This is a genomic window from Stenotrophomonas sp. 109824_Sma, assembly GCF_056480025.1.
Map to the genome: position 1 here is coordinate 4,727,501 of NZ_CM151078.1, position 2,500 is coordinate 4,730,000.

2 rRNA genes (1 of these 2 only partly in view) are annotated in these 2,500 nt (G+C 54.1%); both read right to left on the reverse strand.

What is annotated here, in order from left to right:
- Positions 1–220: 220 nt before the first annotated feature.
- A 5S ribosomal RNA gene (gene rrf, locus ACZK1G_RS22125) occupies positions 221–335 on the reverse strand.
- A 126-nt stretch (positions 336–461) separates the two neighbouring features.
- Positions 462–2,500: ribosomal RNA gene (locus tag ACZK1G_RS22130) — 23S ribosomal RNA — on the reverse strand; it runs 841 nt beyond the window's last position.

Below are 2,500 nucleotides of genomic sequence, written 5' to 3' on the forward strand. Positions count from 1 at the left end.
ACCGGAGTGGACGTTGTTGCCGATGCTGCTTCGTCGTTGGACCCGAAGGTCTTTCGTCGTTGCGAGCCGCCTATTATGGCAGGCCTTTCAGCTTTGTCAACAACTTGTTTGAGGAACTTGAAGCTCTTCGTGAAGTTGTTGCTGCAAGTCCAGGTCGAAACCAGGTGCCTGCAAAAAAAGGAAAACCCCGCTGCATGAGCAGCGGGGTTTTGGGTGTAAACCCTGGCGATGACCTACTCTCGCATGGCTTGAGCCACACTACCATCGGCGCAGCTGCGTTTCACTTCCGAGTTCGGGATGGGATCGGGTGGTTCCACAGCGCTAATTTCACCAGGGAGGCTTTTGGAGAGTCGCACTCGTCCCGGTGGGACAAGGCGCCAGCCTCGCATAGTTCTTGTGACGTAGCGTGCACTTGGATGCTCTTACGACGTTGTCGTAAAGCCAAGGCAACTTGAGGTTATATGGTCAAGCCGCACGGATCATTAGTATCAGTTAGCTCAATACATTGCTGTACTTACACACCTGACCTATCAACCACGTAGTCTACATGGTTCCTTCAGGGGGCTTGTGCCCCGGGAGATCTCATCTTGAGGCGCGCTTCCCGCTTAGATGCTTTCAGCGGTTATCGCTTCCGAACATAGCTACCCGGCAATGCCACTGGCGTGACAACCGGAACACCAGAGGTTCGTCCACTCCGGTCCTCTCGTACTAGGAGCAGCCCCTCTCAAATCTCCAACGCCCATGGCAGATAGGGACCGAACTGTCTCACGACGTTCTGAACCCAGCTCGCGTACCACTTTAAATGGCGAACAGCCATACCCTTGGGACCGACTACAGCCCCAGGATGTGATGAGCCGACATCGAGGTGCCAAACACCGCCGTCGATATGAACTCTTGGGCGGTATCAGCCTGTTATCCCCGGAGTACCTTTTATCCGTTGAGCGATGGCCCTTCCATACAGAACCACCGGATCACTAAGTCCTAGTTTCCTACCTGCTTGATCCGTCGATCTTGCAGTCAAGCACGCTTATGCCTTTGCACACAGTGCGCGATGTCCGACCGCGCTGAGCGTACCTTCGAGCTCCTCCGTTACTCTTTAGGAGGAGACCGCCCCAGTCAAACTACCCACCATACACGGTCCCCGACCCAGATAATGGGCCCAGGTTAGAACGTCAAGCACGACAGGGTGGTATTTCAAGGATGGCTCCGCTGCAGCTAGCGCCACAGTTTCATAGCCTCCCACCTATCCTACACAGACGAACTCAACGTTCAGTGTAAAGCTATAGTAAAGGTTCACGGGGTCTTTCCGTCTTGCCACGGGAACGCTGCATCTTCACAGCGATTTCAATTTCACTGAGTCTCGGGTGGAGACAGCGCCGCTGTCGTTACGCCATTCGTGCAGGTCGGAACTTACCCGACAAGGAATTTCGCTACCTTAGGACCGTTATAGTTACGGCCGCCGTTTACTGGGGCTTCGATCAAGAGCTTCGCCTTGCGGCTGACCCCATCAATTAACCTTCCAGCACCGGGCAGGCGTCACACCCTATACGTCCACTTTCGTGTTTGCAGAGTGCTGTGTTTTTGATAAACAGTCGCAGCGGCCTGGTTACTGCGACCCTCTTCAGCTATAGCTCGCACGAGCCACCAAAAAGGGTGCACCTTCTCCCGAAGTTACGGTGCCATGTTGCCTAGTTCCTTCACCCGAGTTCTCTCAAGCGCCTGAGAATTCTCATCCTACCCACCTGTGTCGGTTTACGGTACGGTCTGCGTAAGCTGAAGCTTAGGAGCTTTTCCTGGAAGCGTGGTATCAGTGACTTCGCCATAAAGGCTCGTCTCGGTGCTCGGTCTTAAAGGATCCCGGATTTGCCAAAGATCCAAACCTACCGCCTTTCCCCAGGACAACCAACGCCTGGTACACCTAACCTTCTCCGTCCCTCCATCGCACTTACGCGAGGTGCAGGAATATTAACCTGCTTCCCATCGACTACGACTTTCGTCCTCGCCTTAGGGGCCGACTCACCCTGCGCCGATTAACGTTGCGCAAGGAAACCTTGGGCTTTCGGCGTGCGGGTTTTTCACCCGCATTATCGTTACTCATGTCAGCATTCGCACTTCCGATACCTCCAGCAGACTTCTCAATCCACCTTCAACGGCTTACGGAACGCTCCTCTACCGCGCATAACAAAGTTATGCACCCCAAGCTTCGGTTCACTGCTTAGCCCCGTTAAATCTTCCCCGCAGACCGACTCGACCAGTGAGCTATTACGCTTTCTTTAAAGGGTGGCTGCTTCTAAGCCAACCTCCTGGCTGTCTGTGCCTTTCCACATGGTTTTCCACTTAGCAGTGAATTTGGGACCTTAGCTGTGGGTCTGGGTTGTTTCCCTTTTCACGACGGACGTTAGCACCCGCCGTGTGTCTCCCATACAGTCCGTCTCGGTATTCGGAGTTTGCAATGGTTTGGTAAGTCGCGATGACCCCCTAGCCATAACAGTGCTCTACC